Annotated in this window: 8 protein-coding genes and 3 pseudogenes; 8 read left to right on the forward strand and 3 right to left on the reverse strand. The window is 43.9% G+C overall.

What is annotated here, in order from left to right; genetic code table 11:
- Nucleotides 1-29 precede the first annotated feature (29 nt).
- Together NST04_RS30145 and NST04_RS30150 are read left to right on the forward strand one after the other, a co-directional pair.
- Nucleotides 30-656, forward strand: coding sequence for an NADPH-dependent FMN reductase (locus NST04_RS30145; protein ID WP_340991512.1), 627 nt, complete (start codon nucleotides 30-32; stop codon nucleotides 654-656).
- Nucleotides 653-3091 (forward strand): flavocytochrome c, encoded by a 2439-nt coding sequence (locus tag NST04_RS30150; RefSeq protein ID WP_341187522.1) that lies wholly within the window; start codon nucleotides 653-655, stop codon nucleotides 3089-3091. The genes NST04_RS30145 and NST04_RS30150 overlap by 4 nt, the downstream gene beginning before the upstream one ends.
- A gap of 76 nt (nucleotides 3092-3167) precedes the next feature.
- Here the strand turns inward: NST04_RS30150 and NST04_RS30155 are convergent.
- Nucleotides 3168-3631 (reverse strand): annotated as a pseudogene (locus tag NST04_RS30155) (transposase); the annotation flags it as partial.
- 173 nt (nucleotides 3632-3804) lie between these two features.
- Here NST04_RS30155 and NST04_RS30160 point away from each other — a divergent pair.
- A pseudogene (locus tag NST04_RS30160) lies at nucleotides 3805-3951 on the forward strand (sigma factor-like helix-turn-helix DNA-binding protein); the annotation flags it as partial.
- A gap of 15 nt (nucleotides 3952-3966) precedes the next feature.
- Here NST04_RS30160 and NST04_RS30165 read toward each other — a convergent pair.
- Complete coding sequence (locus NST04_RS30165) at nucleotides 3967-4830, reverse strand: helix-turn-helix domain-containing protein (protein WP_341187523.1); 864 nt, start codon at nucleotides 4828-4830, stop codon at nucleotides 3967-3969.
- A gap of 118 nt (nucleotides 4831-4948) precedes the next feature.
- Between NST04_RS30165 and NST04_RS30170 the strand changes: the two genes are divergently transcribed.
- From NST04_RS30170 to NST04_RS30185, 4 genes and pseudogenes are all read left to right on the forward strand, one after another.
- A complete protein-coding gene (locus NST04_RS30170; RefSeq protein WP_341187524.1) occupies nucleotides 4949-8053 on the forward strand; it encodes a glycoside hydrolase family 2 TIM barrel-domain containing protein in 3105 nt (1034 codons plus the stop codon).
- 456 nt (nucleotides 8054-8509) lie between these two features.
- On the forward strand, nucleotides 8510-8680 hold the full coding sequence (locus NST04_RS30175) for a hypothetical protein (RefSeq protein ID WP_341187525.1): 171 nt from the start codon (nucleotides 8510-8512) through the stop codon (nucleotides 8678-8680).
- Between the two features lie 88 nt (nucleotides 8681-8768).
- Nucleotides 8769-9278: pseudogene (sigK, locus tag NST04_RS30180) on the forward strand (RNA polymerase sporulation sigma factor SigK); the annotation flags it as partial.
- 1064 nt (nucleotides 9279-10342) lie between these two features.
- Nucleotides 10343-15805: an RHS repeat domain-containing protein gene (locus NST04_RS30185; RefSeq protein ID WP_341187526.1), complete on the forward strand. Its 5463-nt coding sequence runs from the start codon at nucleotides 10343-10345 to the stop codon at nucleotides 15803-15805.
- Nucleotides 15806-16318: 513 nt separating this feature from the next.
- Here the strand turns inward: NST04_RS30185 and NST04_RS30190 are convergent.
- Entirely contained in the window at nucleotides 16319-19438 is a 3120-nt protein-coding gene (locus NST04_RS30190) for an amidase family protein (protein WP_341187527.1), read from the reverse strand.
- Between the two features lie 270 nt (nucleotides 19439-19708).
- On the opposite strand from NST04_RS30190, the gene NST04_RS30195 reads away from it, so the two are divergent.
- Nucleotides 19709-20353 (forward strand): hypothetical protein, encoded by a 645-nt coding sequence (locus NST04_RS30195; RefSeq protein WP_341187528.1) that lies wholly within the window; start codon nucleotides 19709-19711, stop codon nucleotides 20351-20353.
- Nucleotides 20354-20587: the final 234 nt, after the last annotated feature.

Genomic DNA, 20587 nt, shown 5'->3' on the forward strand with positions numbered 1-20587 from the left:
TATTCACAAAGTAAGAGAGGAAGAAAATTATGAAACTAATCGGTATTGTCGGAACGAACTCGAATACTTCGACGAATCGCAAGCTGTTGCAATTTATGCGTAAGCATTTTTCCAGCCAGGCGGAGATTGAGATCTGCGAGATTAAGCACCTCCCTGCTTTTGATGAACCGGAAGATCGTCAGGCGCCCACTGAAGTACAAGCCTTATGCGAGCAGATTGCGGCAGCGGATGGCGTCATTATCTCGACCCCTGAATACGATCATACCATCCCAGCGGCGCTCAAGAGCGCCATAGAATGGATCTCGTATACCACCCGTCCTTTGATTAATAAACCAGTTCTGATCGTGGGTGCTTCCCACGGTTTGCTTGGTACATCTCGCGCCCAGATGCATCTACGTCAGATTCTGGATGCTCCAGAGCTTAAGGCTCGCGTTCTGCCGAGCTCGGAATTTTTGTTGGGACATTCACTTGCCGCTTTTGACGAGTCAGGTGATCTGGTCTACGCAAATAAGGTTCAGGAGCTGGAGGAGATCTTCGAAGAGTTCCAATTGTTCGTGAAGATTAACCAACAGTTGGTTAAAGAGAACCACTTCAAGACAGAGCAAAGCAAAGCATTTAGCTGGGAATCGGCAATCTGGGGAGGCGAACGGGCATGAAATTTGTCGGAATTGCAGGAACCAACGCGTCGAAGTCTTATAATCGGAAGCTACTGGAATTTATGAAGTCTCATTTTAGCGAAAAAGTGGACATTGAAATTCTGGAACTGAAGGGTGTCCCGATGTTTAATGAGTCGGACGATCAATCGCAGAGTCCGATTATTCAGAACTTTAATACGAAGATTACGGAAGCGGATGGCGTTATTATCGCTACACCGGAACATAATCACTCGGTCCCCTCCGCGCTGAAAAGTATTCTGGAATGGTTATCTTGGAATCTTCACCCGTTCGATGGCAAACCGGTCATGGTTGTCGGTGCGGCGTATGATGTGCAGGGGTCCTCCCGTGCACAACTACATCTGCGTCAGATTCTAGATGCACCCGGTGTCAATGCTAGCGTGATGCCTGGCTCGGAGTTCCTGTTGGGCCGTGCGAATGAAGCCTTTGATGAAGCGGGGAAGATCAAGTCGGAGCGGACGGTTGATTTCTTGGAGAGTTGCTTCCATCGCTTTATGCGTTTTGCCAAAATCGCTAATCTGCTGAATGTCCCTGAAGACGTTAGCTTTGAACCGGGAACCTATGAAGTAAAGGCGGTCGGACACAACGGTGATCTGCCGATGATCGTTGAGATGAGTTCGACTCGTATAGAGAAGATCGACATCGATACGACGGGCGAATCACAGGGGATTGCGGATGTGGTATTTACCCGGATTCCGAGTCAGATCATCGAAGGACAGACGCTGAACGTGGATATTTTGTCCGGCGCATCCGTCACTAGCAATGGGGTTATCGACGGAGTAGCGAAGGCGGTCAAGATGGCAGGCGCCAACCCGGATGTATTAAAAAAACGGCCAAAAGCACCGAGTGCGATCAATCACGGCGACGAAGAGTATACAGCGGACGTTGTGGTCGTTGGTGCGGGTGGTGCGGGACTCGCAGCAGCAGCCAGCGTGCTTCAGCAGGGCAAGAAGGTTATCATCGTCGAGAAGTTCCCAGCCATAGGTGGTAATACGGTACGAACAGGTGGTCCAATGAACGCTGCCGATCCAGAGTGGCAACGTAAATTTGCGGCGATTCCGGGTGAAGGTCATACGATTGAAGAGCTGGCAGCAACCCCGGAAGAACAGGTGGATGCCGAGTATCTGGCGGACTTCCGTATCTTCAAACATCAGGTGGCTGATTATCTCCGCGATACGAAAGAGGGCAAAGAATTCTTGTTCGACTCCGCGATCTTCCACCGGATGCAGACCTATTTCGGCGGCAAACGGAACGACCTTCAGGGGTATTCCATTTACGGGCAATATGATCTGGTCAAGGTATTAACCGATCAGGCGCTAGCCTCCGTTAAATGGTTGGAGGAACTGGGTGTCGAATTTGACTATAACGAAGTGACCATGCCGGTAGGAGCGTTGTGGCGCCGTGGACATAAACCAGTGAAGCATGAAGGCTATGCCTTCGTAGCGGCTTTAGAGCAATTTGTCTGTGCACAGGGTGGTCAGATCCTCACCGATACTCCGGTGAAGCGACTGATTATCGAAGCAGACGGCCGAGTTAGCGGCGTAATTGGTACCGGAGTAGCCGGGCAAACGGTAACGGTTCATGCGCCGGCGGTGGTGCTGGCTTCCGGTGGCTTTGGGGCCAATACGCAGATGCTGAAGCAGTACAATACGTACTGGAGCGAGATCGATGACGACATCAAGACCTCGAATTCTCCGGCGATTACCGGCGATGGTATTCTGCTGGGACAAAGTGCGGGCGCTGATCTGGTCGGCATGGGCTTCTCGCAGATGATGCCAGTGTCCGATCCGCAGACGGGCGCCTTGTTTAGCGGGTTGCAAGTGCCGCCACAGAACTTTGTCATGGTCAATCAGCAGGGCAAACGTTTCGTCAACGAATATGGTAGCCGCGATCAGTTGTCGATAGCAGCAATCAATAACGGAGGCCTGTTCTATCTGATTGCGGATGACAAGATCAAGGAGACGGCCTATAACACAAATCAAGCGAAGATCGATAAGCAGGTGGAGCGAGGCACGCTATTCAGAGCGGACACACTGGAGGAGCTGGCCCGGCAAATTCATATCGATCCGACTACGCTAGTGGATACGATCGCGATGTACAACTCTTACGTTGATCAGGGACATGATCCGGAATTTGGTAAAAATGCGTTCGATCTTAAGGTTGCAGTGGCTCCGTTCTATGCGACACCTCGTAAGCCAGCTGTTCACCATACGATGGGCGGACTCAAGATTGATACACAGACGCATGTTCTTCGCGAATCTGGCCAGATCATCCCGGGGTTGTACGCAGCCGGTGAGGTGGCAGGCGGTATCCATGCCGGTAACCGTCTGGGTGGTAACTCGCTCACCGACATTTTCACATTCGGCCGAATTGCCGGACGGACAGCTGTTGAGGAGCAGGCTGTTTTGTGGAGCTGACTCATAAGTAGACTTACTACGAAGATAACAGCTCATCTTGATTCTAAATGTTGTTAAAAAGGCAGCGATTCTCTTGTTATTGGAGGATCGCTGTCTTGCGTTTTTGGTCCGCTGCGGCTTGCTTCAACACATTGTGGGCGAGCGAAAGCTACCCGACCTCAAGGGTCACTTTGGACAGCCCTCGAAGCAGAAAATGCCGGAATCCCCGGTTATTTTTCAGTTGCCCAAACACACTTTCTGGCTCAATCATTCGGCGGACGGCTAAGGTATACCCTTCCTCGCTTCGAAGCAGTTCCCGTGCTTGGTGTTGGTATCTTAGTCGTTCCAGACTAACGACCACCTCTCGGTTTCCTGTTGCTTTCGTACAGCGATCCTTCAGAGGGCACCCTTCGCAGGAGCGACTTCGATAATGTCGTTTGTGAATTTCGTATCCACTCGATAAGGTTTCGTTGTGTTCTCTATGAAACTCCAGGGTTTGACCGGTCGGACAGGTCCATGTATCCTCATTTCGTGATATGTCCAGTTCTCGATCTTAGAGATGACGAAGGAGTGTAAGGGCAAAGACCCCGCGTGACATGGGAGGGTAAGCCGTCAGGAGACAGATTTGAAGTGATTCATATGCAACTTGAGCTGCAGGCAACCAGATAGCCGAATTTACAGCAGGGCCGCCGCTCACTCCTGTCAACACTTCCCGATAGAATTTGATCTCCATCGGCACTATCGGCCTGGACACCGGCGGCGAGGAGCGGACGCAGCGGGAGATTGCGAAGGACCTTGGGATCTCGAGGAGTTATGTGTCGCGGATCGAGAAGAGGGCACTCATGAAGCTGTATCATGAGTTTTATAAGGTGAAGCGGTGAGCTCATAATCAATTTCTAAAGCAACTTGTCTGCGGATGAGTTGCTTTTTGTTTTACCAATATATCGTCCTGGAGATACCCCTTCTGACTTCGTGAATTGTTTGGTGAATGAATAGATATCCCCGTAACCAAGACTAACGGCTACATGTTTGATGGGAAGTCCGGATAGCAGCATCATTTTTGCCTGTCTCATTAAATGCTCCGTGTGATATCGCTTAGGGGAAATCCCCGTAGTCTCTTTAAACAATTTTCGGAAGTTCTCGTAGCCCATATTCACGGCAGATGCCACTTCCTGAATATCAAAGTGAATATCATTGGAAACACTAATCAGCTCGCAGGCTTTTGTTATTTTATTTTCATTTTCATTGCTATGGTCAATATGAATGCTACTGTGTAATCTGATAATCAAATCCTGAGCCTTCATTAGCAGGGAGGGAAGACTTTCATCTGTTGCACTTTTCAAGGCTTTCAGCAAGGAAACAAAATCAAAGAAAAAATCATTCGTATGCTGTGTCGATTGAACTTCCTTATCGGAATTAATAATTCCAAGTGTCCTTAAGTATGAATAGACAGGATACCCGACACTGATATAAAACTCGATCCACTTACCATCTGGTTCAATTGCAGTAGAGTGCAAACGTTCAGGTAGACGTTGAACAAGATCGCCTGCTTGCATAGAAGTAACGGTACCGTCCGTAGAAATAAACTTACCACTGCCTTGCAATACTACAAAACAGCTGTAATATCCTATCTTAAAATCATATTGAGAACGCTCTGCTGATCTTTTACGCATAAAGCCGCAAGACAAAATACCCTGATTAAAATCGTTGCCGATACATCGGTAGATTACATCATTTTCATCAATGTCTTCAACATTCATGGTTTCACACTCCTACCAAAATGGATAAATGAAATACCATACTCAACATTTAATATAAGGAATTTTCCTTCTATTATAGGGGTATCTACATTGAAAGATCAACCAATTAGAACAATCGATGGGAGTGTTATTGAAGCCAATGAAGCTAAGCAGAGATTGGGAAAATCAACATGTCACTCAAAAAAACCGTTATCCCATGCATGAACCCTACGGAGCATACGAAACCGTTGAACAGGCTTTAAGCGGAGACCGGAGAAAGTCTAAATATGTGAAGAGCCTGAATGGAATGTGGAAGTTTAAAATATTTGGGTCTCCCGATGAAGTAACGGATGAATTCTATAGTCCTGAACATGATGTTTCCCAGTGGGATCATATTTCGGTTCCTTCCCATTGGGAGCTTTCGGGGTATGGAAAACCTGTATACACCAATATGCTGTATCCCTTTGTTCAAAAAGGCGAGGGTTCACATCACGAGATCCAACTCAAGAAGAATGAATACATTTTGAATCCGCCTCATGTGCCGGAGAGTAATCTTACCGGTTGTTACGTCCGAACGTTTGAAGTGGACGAACATTTTAACGAAAGGGATATATATATCGATTTTGGAGGTGTAGAATCGTGTTTTTATCTTTGGTTAAACGGCAAGCTGGTTGGTTATTCTCAGGACAGTAAGCTTAACGCTTCTTTTGAAATCACGGATTACATTCAAAAGGGGCAAAACCGTATAGCGGTTCAGGTGATGCGGTTTGGAGCCGGTACTTATCTGGAGGATCAGGATTACTGGCATCTCTCGGGGATCTACCGGGATGTTCTCATTTATGCAAAACCACGTATGCGCATCCATGATTATAAGATCGAAACTCTCTTTTCAGGGAATTACAACAATGCCGAATTAAGCGTAACGGTTCTACCTAATAATCAAGCGAATGGTTATGGTGAAGCCCATGTGCGGTTGTCCCTGTATGATAGCGATCAGCAATTGGTTACTGCGTTTGAAACGCCAAAGTTTGCGGATTGTGATTCCTACCTGCGAGAGAAATATGTAGCAAAGGTTACGAAAACCATTTCAAATCCTCAGTTGTGGAGCGACGAGAACCCTTACCTCTATAAATTGGTCTTAGAAATGATTGATTGTTCTGGAAATGTAGTTGATATTGAGAGCGCGAATGTCGGCTTCCGTGAAGTGAATATTGATCGAAAAGGGGTCCTGAGAATTAATGGGAAGCGTCTCATTATACGGGGAACCAATCTTCATGCCTTTTGTCCTGAAACCGGACGGGTCGTAACAACAGAATATATGCGTGAGCAAATCAAGGTCATGAAATCGCTGAATATCAATGCGGTAAGAACAAGTCACTATCCGCACGCCATCGAATGGTATGACCTGTGTGATGAACTGGGCATTTACCTGGTGGATGAAGCGAATATTGAAACACACGGTCTTGGCGGCCAGTTAAGCGCATCCCCCGAATGGACACATGCGTATATGGAACGGGCTACACGGATGGTTCTGAGAGATAAAAATCATCCATCCATTATTCTCTGGTCTCTGGGTAATGAATCCGGTTATGGAGCGAATCATGCTGCGATGTACGGCTGGATTAAGGAGTATGACAAAACAAGGTATGTTCAGTATGAGTCTCTGAGTCCTCCGGCAAATATCTCCGATATTGTGGCGCCTATGTATCCTCAGAAAGATTGGATCTTGGATGTCATGGCTGATAGCGAAGACCTGCGTCCTTTTATTATGTGTGAATATGCGTATGCGAAAAGCAACAGTAACGGAAACTTTAAGGAATTTTGGGATCTCATTCATAAATTCCCGCGGTTTCAAGGAGGGTTTATTTGGGATTTTCAGGATAAAGCGCTGGTTAAGCATGATAAAGACGGAAATAAAAAGTATGTCTATGGCGGGGCATTTCAGGAAGAAGTTACGGATCCTGCTCCTGACATGTGCCTGAATGGTATTGTTTTCGCTGATCTAACGCTCAAGCCGGCTGCGAATGAAATAAAAAATGTACAATCTCCTATCCAAATGGATTACATGCCTGGGAATAATGGCTATCGAATTTATAATCATTACAGTCATCGGGATTTAAGCCATTTGAATATGACTTGGGAGCTGGTTTGCGATGGCAGTGTGATTGAAAGCGGTAGTTTGCCTAAATATCACACAGCACCCGGTTCCGTTGATAAGCTTCAAGAGCCATACGATTCGTCTAAAGTCTCCGGGGAAGCTTTTCTTAATTTCTATGCTTATTTGGACGAGGACACCTTTTATTCTAAGAAGGGAACCTGTATTTATGCCTGCCAGATAGAGCTTAAAGATTCTGTTAATAAAGTGCATACCGGAGAGATAGAAAAGGATAGCTTGAAGTATGATGAAACGGCAAATGAAATTCATATCTATAATGAGAATACAACGGTTCTTTTCTCGAAAGAAACCGCAGAGTTCATCTCTGTAAAATACAATCACAAGAATTATTTCACGGGAGGAACAAATAACTTCTATCGCCCTCCGACAGGCATTGATGCAGGTATTCATCTCGAATCGTCCAATTATGCAGATGAATGGAAAGCTCTCGGGCTCCATTCCAATCAAAAAGAAATCAAGAATATTCGGGTATTTGCAGCACCGGCAGCTGTTATCATTCAAGTTCATTGTATATATCATGGATGCATTGAAACCAAAACAAATTATACCGTCGGCGGCAAAGGTATAGAAATCACAAATACAGTTGTGAACAATGCGAAGGTAGATACCCTCCCGAGAATTGGGCTAAGCTTTAAGTTCTCTGAGGCTTGGAAGAAGATGAAATGGTATGGCCGCGGGCCATGGGAAAACTATGCGGATCGCAAATCTGCCGCATTCGTTGGAATATATGAAAGCACTGTAGAACAGCAGCATGTACCCTATATCTTACCGGTAGAATGCGGGGGTAAGGAGGATGTCCGGTATTTATATTTGTCATCCGAAGAACAAGGCGTGAAAGTATCGGCAGCGGGACATTTCCATTTTGATATTCATGGGCACAGTATTGAGCAATATGACAACGCCGCCTATGAAGACGAGCTGGGACATTCAGATTCTGTTTTTCTTAATATTGATCACAAACATGCAGGTCTTGGCGGAGATACCGGCTGGACCAAAAATATTCACGAGCCCTATCAAATTAAGAAAGGTGTCTATGTTTATACGGTAACTATAGAGATTATTTCTTGAGAAAAACGCATCCGCTGCAAACTTCAGATGATATCCTTTCGTTTATATGCCGAAATTATTTGAAAAAGATGAGCAACTGGAGATGCCGACAATGATAAGTGATGATTCTCTTGTTGATATAGATATTGTAAAGAGGACTGACCGAACGTTACGAAGAGTAGGGATCATTACCGTTACACGGCAGTATGGCTGAAGCCTCCAAGAACCTCCGGATCAGCAGCTGTTACGCTGGACAGTGGGGAGGCGCGCTGTATTAGATGACAATCAACAAACTTTTGACTGGCTGTGTAAGGGATGGGTTGTGAACGAGGTCCGATTCAAGCAAGACGGGAAATCGGTAGACCGGATCTATTACCGTATGGGGTTTGATTGGAGGCAACAAGAGGATCGCAAGGGACGGGTGCTGTTCCATTTATTCATAAGAGCCCGCAAGAAAGGGCACCGGGGTTTATTGTGATGGATGAATTCGATAGTGCGTTAGATGAGCAGCGGAAGTTAAAAGTATTTGATCTCTATGCGAGCGAGCTAAATCGCAAATTAATTATCCTATCTCCGAAGTCACATGAGAACTCCTACCTGGACCGGTTCTCCAAAGCTTACATTATGCAATATGACCCTACCGTGTAGACAATTACAAATTAAATATAAAGAGGTATAAAAACCAATTTGATCAGAAAGGATCTTAATTATTTTGTTTTTTACATCGCATCGTGTCCACAACCTCAAGAAATTCGACAACACAGGAGAGGACATGGAAGACCTGATCTCCATCGGCACGATTGGATTGATTAAGGCCATCGAGAGCTACCGCCCGAACAAGGGCATAAGCTGGCTACCTTTGCCGCTAGATGTATCGAGATTGAAATCCTGATGCACTTACGCTCGCTGGAAAAAACCGCAAGGACTATCCCTCCACGATCCGATCGGAACGGATAAGGAAGGTAATGAGATCACTCTAACTGATATCCTCGGCTCTGAGGACGATGATGTGATCAAGGAAGTAGATCTGAAGATTGAGAAGAGCAAGATCTATCGGAATCGGGATATTCTGGATGACCGGGAGAAGGAAGTCGTGGTCGGCCGCTTCGGACTGGACACTGGTGGGGAAGAGCGGACGCAGCGGGAGATTGCGAAGGAGCTGGGGATCTCGCGGAGCTATGTGTCGCGGATAGAGAAAAGAGCGCTGATGAAGCTGTATCATGAGTTTTATAAGGTGAAGCGGTGAAGAGAGAGGGTTTGCCTGTAGGAATGAGACTGTAAAGGTCTCAATCTTTCAGGTTTTTTATTTTTGAAAATTTAATGATTAGATTCTATACACCAAACTTTTAGCTGAAATAAGTTGCACTGCATCATGGTATACTCGAACTATAAGTGGGAAATGAGGTGTTTGTGTAATGATGAATCTTACGAAGGACCTTGCTAAATTGATCCGGTTAACGGGTGATCGTGCGAAGTTGGATGCTAAAGCAAATGGAAGCTATATAGTATATAAGACAAATGAGGGCCGAATTGTTAGAGAATATAGTACGGGTAAAATTGAGAAGATGAATGAACGGGATTTCATCCATGAATGAGATAAAGGCAACTATGTTTATGTTTGCAGGTAATAATGCAAGCTGAAAGAGCACAATCTGCAACTTGAATGTTGATCGGCTTGGAGTCAATATGAATATTGATCCAGATGCACTAGCCTGTAAGATCAATAATAGTCATCCTGAAAGAAGTAAAGCATCAGCAGGAAAAAAAGCTATAAGAACAAGATTATAACTAAATATGCTTAATTGAAAGTGTGATAGTAGAATAGCATTCGGGAATATTTGAAAATAAAACCCTTGAATTTTTTCGAGGGTTTTTTGTTTTTTTCTGCAAAAGATTTTTTTGTTAAGTTTATCTTTTTTAAGATGTGACAAAATTATTACGAATTCGACAAAATGCAACCGTTTTAAAGAATGAAAGATTAACTTATGATTGTTGGGGAGGTAGCGAAGTTAATTGATAAGAATGGTTCTGTGACATTGAGTCACACACCAGAAGGAAGACTGACATTTATAGATTCGAGAAGTGAAAGAAAGAGGAGGGTAGCATTACAACCATTTGCACAACCGGTACATGCACATCAATCGCTGCGGAACCTTACATCCGTAGTGGTATACATCTCAGCTATATTCTTATTCAATAATTATTATAGGAGACATCCTATGCCTTCGCTTGGGCAATAGTCTTTACCTGTTATTCTAGTGGCGCATTGACTTAGTAATTATTTCATTTAATTTAAATGGAGGAACAATTTTGAAGAAGAATTCATTTCTTTATAAAATATTTATGTTGTTTTTGGTACTTATCTTAAGTATACCTGTTTTCCAGATCAGAACAGCCAGCGCTCAAAATGCCGAAGCTGAAATTATGGGGGATTCAATCGTTGAAAAGGCCACGGAGAACTTGCAGAAGCAGGCTCCGATAGATCCTGCGGAGCTTTCTTACGAAGCGGCACCTACAGTTGCATACACTACTTATAATGCTAACGAAGATTTGCAGATCCAAGCACTGAAAGTTCGTACATATCAACTCCAAGACATTAAAGCTAGGAGAGCATCGTTATATAATAGTCTAAGGGATTTAACCAAGGAAGAAATTGATCAGTTGGTACTTGCTGGCGCTGGTAAAGAAGATTTATACTGGGTTAATTTGTTGTTCAAAAAAACGACGGTCTCCCCCGGGAAGATTTTTGAGCTTAAAAGAAATGAAAAGGTCAGTTGGGAGGATATTGAGCAGCAACTGAAAACTGAACAAGAGGAGGTGACTGTTGAGAAGGCGGTCTATACAGCCGAACTTAAGATATCCACTGTAACAGATGCTATATATACTGAAGAGAAACTAAAACCTACCGCGTTGAAGCAGGAATTCTCCGCCTTTGATCGGATGGTGGCCAACGCCTTGGATTCATTAGTAGTCCAACAGCAAATTAATCAAACCAATAAACCGCAATTTTCCAATCGCCAAGGCAATGATGAGAAGATAGATCCGGTGTCTGGAGCACTGACATGGAAGCGGTCAGACATTAATCTGCCCGGTCGTGACGGGCTTGATCTAAATATCGGCATTATGTACAATTCTAGCCAATCTTTTGGTTATATGAGAGACCAGTATTCCTATGGCCAAATCAAGAAATACAACTATCTACTCTCACGTTATGATCTGGGCATGGGATGGTCATTTCAGTTCCCATCTGTACAAAATGAGAATGGTTATTTATTCTACCACGATGGTCAAGGTGGAATTTATCGCATTGATTTTTATTCCAATGATACCATTGATAGTTATACCCATTTGGTAGGTTATCAAGGGAAGAATGTACGGTTTATGACTGATTCTGGGAGTTTCGCTCACGGGGATTTGCTCTCGGCTTACTATCTAGAATATGACAGCAAAAAGCGTGAATATTTCACAGGAGATGGCAGGCTTATAGGAATTGAAGACCGTTATGGGAATACAATTAAATTCGATTATACAGCCCGTACTGCTTATAATGGAGAACCTATTAATGTAATCTCTACCATTACAGATAGCTTGGATCGGGTTGTTAAGTTTGATTACGAGACAAGTTTACAAACAACAGGAGATTATTTTTTTGGAGAGAAAATAAGAGTAAGTGTTAACGTAGATGGAGTTGAGGAGAAGGTAACCTATCATAAATATCGAAGTTTGATGATCTTTAATGGAACTCCAGATGGGTATGCACCAGCATTGGGATTTATAATTGACAAGGACAGTAAATTCACTTATTTTACTCATACTGTCTTAACAGGGAAATATAATTTTGATTATAAAGTAATAGATTCAAATTCAGCTTCTAACAGCTACAATTTAATTTCAAAGATTCAATTTCCGAATTCGTATTCCTTCTATGATTCTAAAATGGTGACACGCAATTTAGGGTCCGGGGTAGGAGAAGAGGTAGTGGTTACCTCAAGGAAGGATTCCACCGATGATAAGGCAAGCTCGAACTACAACCAGATCAATTACAGCTACAGTGGTGACTATACCGGTTACCCAAATTACTGGAATGAGAGCTATCTTCCAAGCGATTATCAATTCTCATCGACAGCCACTGTACAAAGTGCTTCGGCAACCAACGGACTAGCTACGACATATGTGTTTAATAATTTGCATCAGGCGGTATCGACAGTCGCGGTAGCTTCGAATGGTGAACGCAAAGAAACGCGTAATACAGTCTTCCATCCTGTCTTTAAGTATATGCCTACGACAACCATAGCGCAATTTGCGAATGGTGACACCGACAGTACTGCCAATATGCTGTATACCGAAACCAATTACACGGATTGGGGGGCGTTGCAAAGCACGACTCTACCGATGACAGCGAGTGAATTCGAAAATGTTGCGCAAAAATCCAAATATACGACGAGTTATAGCTATGAACCAAGCTATCATGAGTTGAGTGCGAAGAGCTGGTATCAGAATAACGTAACCCCATTAAATGAAAATTACTCTTACAATGAGTATGGCCGAATTTCCAGCTATACTAATCCTAAGAATGAAACGACCACGTATACATATGAGGCTACACCAAGAGAAGCGAAAAAAATCAGCAAAATTGAAGAGAAAAAATCTTTCTCTAACGGAACGACATCCAAAGTAACGACTATACTGGGTTCAGAGTATAAATATGCTTTCCCAACAGAAAAGAATAGTGAATTTACAAATATTTCAGCTTCGGGTCAGCGAACTACATCGTTTGTTAAGAAAATACTTAAATACGAAATGGTCTCTGGCAGAGTCTTAGAGGAGAAGGATGGGAACGGCCGGGCGACAACTTATACTTATGATAAGCTTGGTCGGATAACTTCGATAACCTATCCGCAAGTTACCAGTCTAAATGGTGAAAAGTATGATATGCAGGATTTATATTCGTATATAGAAACTTATTCATATTCATCTAGTACTCTTTTTGATAGTTACAATAAAGGTATAGGCTTGCTGCTGGTTAATACCAAACGAAAGTATACTCAAAAATCTAGTGGTGCGATTACATACTTCAATGATAAAAATGAATACTATGACGGTTTTGGACTCTTGCGACTTGAGCAAGTAGTGGATACTGGAGCTGTTTCTCAGTACCATGTAGATGATCTTTTGCGGACAGTATATGCTGTTGACCCTATGAACAATAGAACTAATATTACGCTGGATGCTTGGGGCAATCAGAGCGAAGCGCTGGACACCTATGGTAATCTGTATATCAGCACTATGAATCTGAAACAGCGCAAGCTTACAAGCTATCTAGTTGAGGCAACGAATGTTACAGCATACCGCCAAGATGTGAATAATGCTAGTCTGAAGATGAGTTATGTTGAGCAAAATTATGATCAGTGGGGAAAATTGGTCTCCAATGTGGCGTACAAGAATTGGCCGGATCAATCGCAGGCTTCAATCATAACTGAGTCCTTCAGCTATGATTATAGTGGTAATTTAATTGGTTACATTGATCCCAAGAAAAATCTGAATACAGATGGAGTTACAACAAAATACTCTTACGATGGCTTGAACCATTTGACATCCGTTAAGGATGCGCTGGATCAGATCACAAGCTATCAATATGATGAGAATGGGCAGATCACACAGACATCTATGCAAGCGGGAGCTTCTGGTACTCCAGTTGTCCTGAACGCCAAGGAATATAATGAATTGGGCCAACTTATTATTAAAAGGGATGGAAATTCGCAAGCAGAGAATGTGACCTACAATGCGTTGGGCCTTCCGGATACTAAAACTGATCGTAACGGTACAACAGCAAGTTATAAATACGATGAAAGAAATCAAATGATAGAAAGTGTACTAAAGAATTCAGCGGGCGTGTCGTTGCAGAGTAGATTTATTTTTGGGAATGAGGGGATAAAGAGCGACACCAGTGAGCTAATCATCAACGGAGCAACGTCTTCCCAAAAGTCAACCATTGATACGGTTAAACGCACTACGAATATTGCCTCAACCGCTTCGGGTTACTCTGCCTCTACAGCCTATGCCTACGATAAGCTGAACCGGACTACAAGAATGACCAGTACTTTAAGTGGCGTAAGTACAGTTTATACCAATTATCAGTACGATAAGTTGCGGCTTACACAAGTTCAAACTGATGGGAGTTCTACTCGAAATACAGCAGCGTCCGCAAATGCGGTATATGATTATTATGCGTTAGGAATGATTAAGTCTATCACTTATCCTACACTTTCGGATAATACTATCCTGAAGACAGAATACCAGTATGATGCTTTAAATCGTTTGAAATCGGTCAAAAACAGTAAGAATGCTCAGAACCTTTCCTCTTACAGCTATGAGTATGACAACAATAGTAATGTTGTTGCCGTTACGGAGTCTTTAATGAGAGAGAATGGTCGGACCACCAATTATATGTATGATAATCTTAATCGGTTGCTTAAAGTCATTCGGCCGGATGGAGGGGAGACTCAATACACTTATGATTTAAGAGGTAATCGTCAGACGTTAACAGATACTTCAATGTTAGGTCTTTCCATCAGCGACAGCAGCTACACCTATAACTTGCTTAATATGTTGACGACTGTTACAAACAATAACTCTACTGTATCCTTTAGTTATTTGCCTAATAATTTAAGATATCAAAAATCCAAAGATAATGTGGTAACGAAATATAACTATAATGGAGCTGGACAAGTGGTTTCGGAAACCCGGAGCGATGGCCAAAAAGCTAGTTATATCCGGGGGGAACGTTTACTGGTTAAGAAGGATTATACAGTTGCAAACTCTATAAAAGATTACTACTATCTGTATAATGGGCATGGAGATGTCGTACAAATTGTAAATAGTGCTGGGGAAATCGTTAATTCTTACAGTTATGACGTTTGGGGGAATATTTCGAACCAAAAGGAAGAAATCGTTAATTCATTTAAATATGCTGGTGAGATTTACGATAGTGAAACAGGGCTATATTATTTAAGAGCAAGATATTATGATTCTAGTATTGGCCGATTTATTAACGAGGATACGGTTGAAGGACAGATTGATAATCCGCTAAGTTTAAATATTTATACCTATGTAAGTAACAATCCTTTGAAATATATTGATCCAAGCGGACACAAGGAAGCTAAACTAGCTAACCCTGTTGTTGATACGAATCAATTAAATTATCTCAAAAGTTTGGTGTCTTCTGGGAGTTCAAAAGTGAAAAGCTGGGCGAAAAACGAAATTGCAAAAGGTAATTATTACATTGAGAAGGCAATTGGAAGCACTGGTAAAGAGATTGTATTTGAAGCTGTTAAAGGAGCAGCTGATACAGTAACGGGTGGAGCCGTTGCAAAACAGTTGAGCAAAGAAAAACCAATCACTTTTGGATCATCTTTAAGTCCATATGTTGTACATGAAGGTGTTAAATTTCCTTCCACAGCGGAAAAAATAGCTTCTAACTCTATAAAATTAATGGGGCCGATTGCTGTAGGGTCAATGATAATAGACATTAACGAAGACGTTCACAAGTATGATGGTAATAATCTAGGATATGCAATTGCAATAACTACTGTTAGCAACGGGTTTTCAGTAGCGACAGGGTATGCAATATCTGCAGCAGGAGCAGCTGCAGTTGCTGCTGGAGCACCTGTAATTCTTACAGGAGCTGTCGTGCTTATAGGAGGCGCTGCTGCTGGATATGCTATCGGTGAAGTAACTGATTGGGTTAAAGATATAGTGACCAAGAAAAAATAAATAATTATTTGAGGTGTTACAGTGTTAACATTTTTTAATTCATTTTCTTACAATGGTGTGCTAATATTCACTTTTGGATGTGGTACATGCTTGCTAGCCATATCTTATTATGCAAGCAGATTAAATAAAATGATGGGTTTTGCATTAATTTTATTTGGGGTAGCAATGATGGGAATAGGCACTGTTACAATTTTGAAAAAGTACAATTATGTTGATCCATCAAGTATGATTACAATAATACCAGCTTTTATAGCACTACTGAGTATCCCATTACTATCCCTATCCTCCTTAAAGTTGATAAAAAGAAAACCGGAATTGATGAGGATTTATAATCATGTAAAAATTAGCTTGATAATATTCACAATTTTTTTTGTTATGTTCATAATTCTCATTATTTTTGCATTCACTAAATGAAACTTTAACCACAAGCAGCAGTACAAATCAAGAATTTGTTACAGCAAGTTAAAGGCCATCCCTTTCGGGATGGCCTTTCCTTTACATTTTTAACTTCCCTTACTTCCCACTCTCCAGCAACCTCGCCACCATAGTAGCAAACTCTGCCCGGGTAATATCTTTAGCAGGCTTAAACGTACTGTCTTCGTATCCGGTAATAATTTTATTCGATGCCAGTGCATCAATGGAATCATAATACCATGCATTTTTGTTAACATCTTTGAACGATGTGGTTCCGGTACCCGTCAGCTTAAACGCTCTAGTGATTAGTGTTGCTAATTCACTGCGGCTAATCTTGGCATTGGGACGGAAGGTGCCGTCGCTGTAACCGTTCATCAGGCCGGCACTGGCTGCTGCGCCGATATACTTATTGGCCCAATGTGCCCCAGAGACATCGGTGAATGTACTTGCTTGTCCATCAAGTCCCATGTGCGTTGTAATGACCTTAATGGCTTCGGCACGGGTCAGACCTGAATCTGGGCGGAAGCTGCCATCGGAATACCCTGTTAGTAATCCTTTGGAAATCAGCAGGTCGATGCTTGCTTTTGCCCAATGATTTAGTGTATCTGTGAAGCTGACCACTACCGGCGTAGGTGTTGGTGCTGTTGTTTCTGCTGGTGTTGCTGTAGGAGCCGGTGTAGCAGTAGGTGCTGGCGTAGGTGTTGGTGTTGCCGGTGGAGTTACGGTACCTCCTCCAGGACTTGGATTACTTGGTTCATTATCTGTTGGATCAGGAGTAGTAGGGTTTGAGACGTATGGGAGTGCTGGTGCAAAAGCGGTAAGCAGTCTGGCTTGACTTTGCTGCTCAAGCGCATAACCCATACCTAGAACTTTGGCATCGTCCCACGCTCTGCCCACAAGCTGCATCGAGATCGAATATCCGCTGTCGTTCGTTCCTACAGGAACCACTACGGTAGGGAGGCCGACATTAGACGTTAATACGCCTGTGTTGCGGTCCGAACTTAACTGAGAGGCTGATGCGTCATTGTTATACACGTCACTGATGAAGCCTGCATACACAATGGCATCCACGCCATTCTGGTCCATCCAGCCTTTGATCACTTCCTTGTAGTCCGTTCTATACTTGATGTAATCCTGTACAGCCTGTTCCGTCATCCGCGTAGGTGCAGTGTAACCTCTCTGATTATAGATAAGTACCTTATCTGAAGCGAGTACGCTTGCTCCGTCTGCGTAAGGGAAGGCTTTGTGAAGCTCGATATAGCGCGCCCAGCCTTCTGTAGAGCCATTAATGCCCTGAGGACGGGTAGGGGCTGATGGCATCGCTGACATCTCAACCATAGTCGCGCCTGCTGCCTGAAGCTCTGAGAACTTATTCATTACCGCTTGTCCGGTATCATCATCTGCATAGCTGGAGACGAAGGATGAGGGGATGTATCCGATTTTCTTTCCTTTTAATGCCCCGGCATCCAGCGATTCCTTCCAGTTCTCCGGACGTTTATGATCGGCATCGGCAGTTACGGTGAAAATATCCTGCGGGTCCGTACCCGTTGTAGCGTTCAGCATAATGGCCAGGTCTGTTACGGTTTTGGCAATAGGCCCCGCATAATCCTGTCCCCAAGTGAGCGGCAGCACACCGGTCGTACTCGCCATGCCGTCTGTTCCACGGAAGCTCTTTAAGCTGGCGCCTGTCGTAGGGGCGTAGAGAGATACCCCGGTCTGCGATCCCATAGCTGCTGCTGCGAAATCAGCTGCCACCGATACTGCTGATCCGCCGCTGGAGCCAAAAGAGGTTTTGGAAGGATAGAGCGCATTCCAGGTCTGCATCCAGCCGCTTTCACTGAAGCTTCCGCTGTTCGCGAACTCCGAAGTATTGACTTTACCAATAATGACCGCGCCGGCTTCCCGCAGCTTGTTCACCTGGAAGGCATCCGATTCCGGCCGCCAGCCGTCGAGCGCTTTACTGCCGCCTGTAGTCGGCATGTCCTTGGTGTCATATATATCTTTTATCGCAATCGGAATTCCCAGCAGATCACCCTTAGCGCCTTGTGCGCGGGCATCGTCAGCGGCCTTGGCCTGAGCCAGCGCAGTTTCGGATACATGAAGGAAGGCATGGAAGCCGAGTTGGCCCATATCGTACGCCTTGATTCGATCCAGATACGCTTGCGTAATTTGGACAGAAGTCGTTGTACCGCTAATCAGATCCTGCTGCATCTGTGCAATGGATTTATTCACAACATCGTAGGGGGAGGAGGTGATGAAGCTTTGTGCTGCGGGAGCCTCTGGAACGAACAGGGTGTCTCCAGCGTTAAGTCCCTCTATACCAGAGATATCCCAGTTGCTGATGGAGCGGATCTGTGCAGGGGTTAAGCCGGACACATCCAGCTGCTGATTAAATCCATTAAGCGTGGCAATCAGATTGTTCAGCCCAGCTTCCCCAGCTTCTCCAACTTGCACAAAATTCACCAGGGATTTCGACTGGCCCGGTTCAAGATTCAACGTATTAATGAAGCCATAGAAATTCGCCTCATTACCGGACTTGGCCAGAGGTGTAGTGAATGGATTCTGCTGCTGGTTCCCCAGAGCGGTTAATCCATTATTAAATGGATGTGGAGACCCGACTGCAATACCCAGAGGTTTATTGTTTCTGGCACTGCTGTCGACCACAATCCATGAATCGTCTGTTGTTACGTCCAGATCATTAGAGTAAGTTGCCTTGACGACTGAAGCATTGGCTGCTGTGCCATACCCTAAGGAGCCGCCGAAGGATACATCTACTTTTACAGCCATATCATTCTTATTGGTAAAAGTATCAAAGAATCTAGTTCGATTATTGATAGTGTCCACATACACATCACGGGTAACGGTGACATTTCCGAGATTGACAGATTGAGACGAAGTGAATCTATTAACACCATCGTACTTGAGGTCAAACCCGCGCATCATTTGTCCATTCATCAGGGAAGCTGCAGGCGAGGATACCTTCACAAAAATGTTGCCGAACCCTTGCACTTGGGTAGTACCAACGGTACGCAAGCTTCCTGTGTCCAAGCTGGGAGCGAAAGCATCGTGAATCTCCCATACGGTGCCACTGGATGAAGTAACTCGGGTTAAAGCATCGGCCGTTTGAAACGGAATGACTCCCGAAGCAATAACAGATAACGCAATGGAAGTAGCAATAACTTGCCTCTTAGTTCTACGCAGACGTTTCAACTTACTCATGTAGGCAATCTCCCTTTCCTCTATGTATATTATTAATTGTGTTAAGAAATATAACATTGTATATTAATTCAGTCAATGAATAATATGAAATTGAACTATTTTTAGAGATTTCAACAAGAAAAAGTTGCTATGTATATTATAATTGATAATGAATTAGCGATTTAATGACATGTTAATTAACACTTTGAGTTATATATATATTCTGCTGATAGATTATGGAATGTGATACAATACTTCAAATGGAATTTTTGTACTCAAAGGAGATTTAGAATGAAACGCTACCGCTGGAGCATTGCTGTTTATTTCGTGCTATTCGTGTTTGACTTATTCGTATTATTCAACGACTATTCACCCATCCTGATCGCAGGAGGGGGTGTGGCGGCGGTTCTCATGATTTTTACAATCCAATTCTATTACCCGGCAGTTCTGGCAAAGCGTGTGGACCGCGTGGAGTCCTTTTTACGGAACCAGAAAAACAATCCTGCGCTGTACATTCAGTATGTTCTTGCGAACAGGCTTGATGATGAAGCGAGGACGGTTATGGAGCGGCTGATGAGCAAACATACAAGGGTAGCTGTACAGGCAACGTACAAGGCGGCTTATGGATGGTACCGCAAAGATATGGCTGCTGTCCAGGAAGCCGTGCAGTATATCCGCTATCCGGATTACCGGGCGTACTATGAAACGGCTCTTTTGCTGGAGGAAGGGCAAGGTGCACAGGCGCGGGAACATTTGAAGTCTATCCGGAAACCATGGATGAGATCAGCAGTGCTCGCGGAAATTGAACGCAAAGCTGGCAACAATGAGCTTGCGGTTAAGTATGCCAGAGAAGCGGTGGAGGCTTCGAGAGGGGTCCAGCGTTATGTTTTATATAAGGAGTATGAAAGAACGTTACCGCAAGCGGTTGAAGCATAGTTTGAAAAAACGGGTATCATCCTCATTCAAGGATGATACCCGTTTTGATGTACGCCCAGCATGGGCGTCATCTCTAGAGGGAAAGTCATGAACGGGGGCTGGCGATCGCCTACCGTTAGCCAAGGGCAAGGGTGTACATCGTGAGTTGGGTACACAAACTGGATTTGAGGCAGTGTCAGCCGGATGAGTACCACATCATGACAAAAACCAAAGCCGCCATTATAGAAAAATATT

The sequence above is a fragment of the Paenibacillus sp. FSL H7-0756 genome (assembly GCF_038006765.1).
In the GTDB taxonomy this organism is placed as follows: Bacteria; Bacillota; Bacilli; order Paenibacillales; family Paenibacillaceae; genus Paenibacillus_AQ.